The sequence below is a fragment of the Nocardia wallacei genome (assembly GCF_029868745.1).
Classification (GTDB): Bacteria; Actinomycetota; Actinomycetes; order Mycobacteriales; family Mycobacteriaceae; genus Nocardia; species Nocardia wallacei_B.
Map to the genome: position 1 here is coordinate 1 of NZ_JARWOP010000050.1, position 5218 is coordinate 5218.

At 68.4% G+C, this 5218-nt stretch carries 5 protein-coding genes; all 5 read right to left on the reverse strand.

The annotated features are described in order from the left end of the window. Positions 1-133: 133 nt before the first annotated feature. Complete coding sequence (locus tag QH470_RS02745; protein ID WP_280270646.1) at positions 134-904, reverse strand: SDR family oxidoreductase; 771 nt, start codon at positions 902-904, stop codon at positions 134-136. Between the two features lie 36 nt (positions 905-940). After that, positions 941-1702: a crotonase/enoyl-CoA hydratase family protein gene (locus tag QH470_RS02750; RefSeq protein WP_280270647.1), complete on the reverse strand. Its 762-nt coding sequence runs from the start codon at positions 1700-1702 to the stop codon at positions 941-943. Between the two features lie 83 nt (positions 1703-1785). Next, complete coding sequence (locus tag QH470_RS02755; protein WP_280270648.1) at positions 1786-2964, reverse strand: thiolase family protein; 1179 nt, start codon at positions 2962-2964, stop codon at positions 1786-1788. Positions 2965-3033: 69 nt separating this feature from the next. Continuing rightward, positions 3034-3882, reverse strand: coding sequence for a mycofactocin-coupled SDR family oxidoreductase (locus QH470_RS02760; protein WP_280270649.1), 849 nt, complete (start codon positions 3880-3882; stop codon positions 3034-3036). Between the two features lie 46 nt (positions 3883-3928). Further along, positions 3929-5218, reverse strand: a 1290-nt coding sequence (locus QH470_RS02765) for an aldehyde dehydrogenase family protein (RefSeq protein ID WP_280270650.1), incomplete at its 5' end; no start/stop codon positions are given.

A 5218-nucleotide genomic window follows, 5' to 3' on the forward strand; every position in this document is an offset into this window, starting at 1 on the left:
CCCCGCCCCTTCCCCCCGCCGCCCCCCCCCCCCCCCCCCCCCCCCCCCCCCCCCCCCCCCTCCCCCCCCCCCCCGCGGGGCGGCGCCCCCCCCCCCCCCCCCCCCCCCAGGGAAGTCTCGCGCCCGGCCGCGCTTACCGCGGCTGGAATCGTTGCGCGCCGTCGATACGCACGACTTCCCCGTTGATATAAGGATTTTCGAGCAGGTGCTGAGCCAGTGCCGCGTATTCGTCCGGCGCCCCGAGTCGCTTCGGGAAGGGCACCGACGCGGCGAATTTCCCCAGCTTCTCCTCGCCGAGGAAATCCATGATGGGCGTGTGCATCGTGCCGGGCGCGATACTGTTCAACCGGATCCCGACCGAACTGAGATCCCGGGCACCCGACAAGGTCAGGCCGATCACGCCGCCCTTGGCCGCCGCGTACGCGGACTGACCGATCTGACCTTCGTAACCGGCGATCGAACTCGTCATGACGACGGCGCCGCGTTCACCGTCGGGCTTGGGATCCGATTTCGCGATCCTCGCCGCCGCCAAGCGCAACACGTTGTACGTCCCGCTCAGATACAACGCGATGGTGTCGGCGAAACCCTTGAACGTGTGCGGACTGCCGTCCTTGTTGACGACCTTCTCCAGCACGCCGAATCCACCGTGGGCGATCACGGCGTAGCGCAGCACGCCCAGCTCGCCCGCCGCGGCGATCGCGGCCTCGACCGTCTCGTCGTCGAGCACGTCGGTACGCACATAAGCGACCTTGTTGCCGAGTTCGTCGGCCAACGCGGTGGCCTTCTCGTCGTTGACATCCGCGATGACGACCGCGGCGCCCGCCGCGTGCAACCGGCGCACGGTCGCCGCTCCCAAGCCACCGGCGCCGCCGGTCACCAGCGCCACTTCACCTTCGAACGACACAGCGTCTCCTTACTTCGCGGGTCGATTTGCTCTGCCCTACGCGCCTGTCCATTGCGGCGGGCGCTTCTCAGCGAATGCCTGCGCGCCTTCCTGCGCGTCTTTCGACTGGAACACGGGGACAATGAGTTCCAGCTGCTTCTGCCACATCTCCTCGGAACTCCAGTCGCCGGACTTGACGATGATCTCCTTCGTCTTCGCGACAGCCAGCGGTCCGTTCGCGGTGATCCGATCGGCGAGGGCCAACGCCGCCTCGAGCGCGCCGCCCGGCTCGGTGAGCAGGTTCACGAAGCCGAAGCCCGCGGCCTCCTCGGCGGTGAAATTGTCACCGGTCAGGGCCAATTCGAGGGCCTTCTGATGCGGGATGCGGTGCTGTAGCCGCAACAGCGCCCCCGCTCCGGCGACCAAGCCGCGCTTGACCTCCGGGACACCGAACTGCGCGGTCTTGGCGGCGACGATCAGGTCCGTCGCGAGCACGATCTCGGTGCCGCCGGCGAGGGCGTATCCCTCGACCGCGGCGATGATCGGCTTGACCGGCGGCTTCTCGGTGAAGCCGAGGCCCCGCCCGGGCACGATCACCACCTCGCCCGCCGCGAAGGCCTTCAAATCCATTCCCGCGGAGAAGTTTCCACCGGCGCCGGTCACCACGGCGACCGACAGTTCCGGACTCTCGTCGAGTTCGTCGATCGCGTCCGCCAGTCCCTGACTGACCGCGGTGTTGATGGCATTGCGCACATCCGGCCGGTTGATCGTGATGACCAGCGTGCGCCCGCGGCGCTCTCGCAGAACTACGTCCGACACCGGTAGCCTCCAGTTCGACTCGGCAGCTTTTGGTAAAGCTTACTATAATACTTCCAGTATATAAATCGACAAGATCGCCGAGCTCAGACCTCGACCACGAGGGCGCCGCCCTGGCCGCCGCCGGCGCACATCGCCGCCACGCCGATACCGCCACCGCGGCGCCGCAATTCGTAGAGCAGCGTGGTCACCATGCGCGCCCCGGACGCCGAAATCGGATGTCCCAGACTGCATCCGCTGCCGGAGAAGTTCACCAGTTCCTCGTCCAGGCCGTGCTCGCGGCACGCGGCGATCGGTACCGACGCGAACGCCTCGTTGATCTCCCACAGCGCCACGTCGGCAGGTGCGAGACCGGCGCGATCCAGCACCTTGCCGATCACCTTCCCCGCCGCCAGACCGTTGTCCGCGGGGGTCACCGCGGTGTTGGCCCACGCCCGCACGGTGCCCAGCACGTCGAGTCCCTCGGCCGCGGCGTAGTCGTCGCCGACCACCGTGACCGCCGCGGCGGCATCGTTGATACCGCTGCTGTTGCCCGCCGTGATCGAGAAGCCCTCGATCTCCGGGTGCAGCACCGGCAGCCCGGCCAGGCGCTCCGAAGTGGTGTCTCGGCGCGGGAATTCGTCGACCGCGAAGTCGACCACCGAGCCGTCGAGTTGCCGAATCTTCAACGGCACGATCTCGTCGAGGAACTTCCCTGCATCGATCGCGGCGACGGCACGCTGATGCGACCGCAACGCCCAGGCGTCCATCTCCGCGCGACTGATCCCCGCCTTCTTCGCCGTGTTCCAGCCGACGGTGATCGCCATGTCGAGAGTCGGCGCGTCCGGCGTCTCGGGATGCGACGGCGGCATCCACGGTTCGACGAATTCGAGTTCGGCCTTGCCCGGCACCCGCCACTTCATCAGCGGCGCGGTCGACAGCGACTGCACGCCACCGGCGACGATCACCCGCTCCATACCCGACACGATGTGCGCCGCCCCGTTGGCGATCGCGGTGAGACTCCCCGTGCAGTGCCGGTTCACGGCCTGCCCCGGCACGCCTACCATGCCGCACGCCACCGCGGCATGCCGCGCCAGATCCCCTCCGCCGTAGTTCAATTCGGCCAGAATGACATCGTCCACGACGGCGGGATCGACCCGGGACCGGCGGACCGCCTCGGACAGGATCGTGCTCGCCAGTTTTTCCGAGGGCACATTCGCGAGCGCCCCTTTGAATGATCGTCCGATCGCCGTTCTGACGGCGCCGACGATGACGGGCTTGGCCATATCTCTCAACCTCTGAGCTGTCGAGCCACGCGTTCGGGCGCGGCGTATCCGATGATTTCTGCGCTTTTGCTATTTGCCCCAGGGCACGGCTTTGACGAAACCGCCCGCGTCCACCCGCAATTGGCTGCCGGTGATGTAGCGCGATTCGTCGCCGGCGAGGAAGACAACGAGATCGGAGACATCCTGCGGTTCGATGTACGGGATCGGCATCGCCTGCATCGCCGGGAAGGCCGCCTCGGCATCCTCGCGGGTCGGCGATGTCAGGTCCGGGCGGAACACCCGGTACATGCCCTCGTTGTGCAGCATGGCGGTGTTCACGTTGGTCGGATGGACCGCGTTGATCCGGATCGACTGCTTCGCGAGCTGATTCGCCAGATCGTTGACATAGTGCGCGACAACCTGTTTCGCGAAACTGTACGCCGAGCCGCCGGGGCCCTGCTTCGTCGAGCTGCCCAGCTGCGCCGCCAGCGATCCGGTCGCGATGATGGATGCCCCGGCCTCGAGATACGGCAGACCGGCCTGGATCACGTTGAACACGCCCACCAGATCGGTGTCGATGGTGTCCGACCACGACCGGAGGGTTTGCCCGGTCCCCATCGCGGCGATACCGGCATTCGCCACCACGATGTCGAGCCGGCCCAGCGCCTGGACGCCCTCGGCGACCGCGCTGCGGACCGCGCTGCGCTCCCCGACATCGACGATCACCGGGTGGGCGCGCACGCCCTCCTTCTCGACCAGCCGCGCGGTCTCCTCCAGGTCTTCCGGGCGGGCCAGCGGATAGGTGTTGCCCTCCAGATCGGCGCAGATGTCCAGCGCGATGATGCTCGCACCCGCGGCGGCGAGGTTGACGGCGTGCGACCGTCCCTGTCCGCGCGCGGCGCCCGATACCACCGCGACCTTGTTGTCCAATTTGCCCACTGGAGCACCTTTCGTTGTGACGGTCGGCCGCCGGGCCGGGAATTGTTCAGCGCCGCCGCGGAATTCGGCAGCCGATGGTTTTGGTCTCCAGGTACTGCCGGAAACCCTCGAGGCCGCACTGGCGGCCGACTCCGCTGTTCTTGTAGCCGCCGAACGGAGCGTCGGCGCCGTAGAACATGCCACCGTTGACGCCGACCGCCCCGGTCCGGATACGCCGCGCGATGGCCATGCCGCGGTCCGTCGATGCCGACAGCACCGCACCGGCCAGCCCATAGGCACTGTGGTCGGCTATGCGCACGGCCTCGTCGTCGTCATCGAACGGGATCATCACCACGACCGGGCCGAAGACCTCCTCCTGGGCGATCGGCAGGCCGGGGTCGTCGCACACGAACACCGTCGGTTCGACGTAGTAACCGCCGGCCAGCGGCGGCGGCAACGTCCGCACCGCGCCGCCGCCGGTGATCAGGCGGGCGCCGTCCGCCGTGGCGCGCGCGCACGCGTCCAGAACCCGCTCGCGCTGCGCGGCGCTGATCACCGGACCCACGACGGTGTCGGGTAGCGCCGGATCTCCCACTGGCACGGCCTGGAACGCCGCGGTGACACCGGCGACCAGATCGTCGAACATGGCGCGGTGCACCAGCATTCGGCTGGTCGCGGCGCAGGCCTGGCCCGCGTGCACGCAGACACCGGCCGCACTGCGGATCGCGGCCGCCGGATCGGCGTCGTCGAGCACGATCAGCGCCGATTTCCCGCCCAGTTCCAGGAAGGTCCGCTTCATCGTGTCGGCGCCCAGCCGCATGAGCGTGCGCCCGACCGCGGTCGACCCGGTGAACGAGACCATGTCGACCCGGGCATCGGTGCCCAGCAAGCCGGCGACCTCGTTCGACGGCGTGGGCACGACATTGACGACGCCGGGCGGGATGTCGGTGTGTTCGGCGATGAGCCGGCCGAGCCGGGTGGCGTTCCAGGGCGTGTTCGGGTCCGGCTTGAGCACCACCGTATTTCCGGCGGCCAGCGCGGGCCCGAGTTTGTTGAGCACCACCTCGATCGGATAGTTCGAGGGGCAGATCGCCGCGACCACACCCACCGGTTCCTGAACCACCGTGCGCACGTTGCGGTCACCGAACAGGCCGCCGCCGTCCAGCGTCCGTTCCCATTCGAAGGTGTCGATCAGCATCGACGGATAGCGCAGCGCCCCGGCCAGCGGCCAGTCCAGCTGGGCATTGCCCAGCGTCATGACCGGGCAGCCGACCTCGGCGACGAGTTCCTCGCCCAGTTCGCGCTTTTCGGACTCGAGCGCCTGCTGTAGCTGATCGAGGCACCGCCGGCGCAGCGC

Excerpts from the sequence above, each read along its gene's own strand:
- QH470_RS02755 (WP_280270648.1), bottom strand. The coding sequence starts at position 2,964 with ATGGCCAAGCCCGTCATCGTCGGCGCCGTCAGAACGGCGATCGGACGA.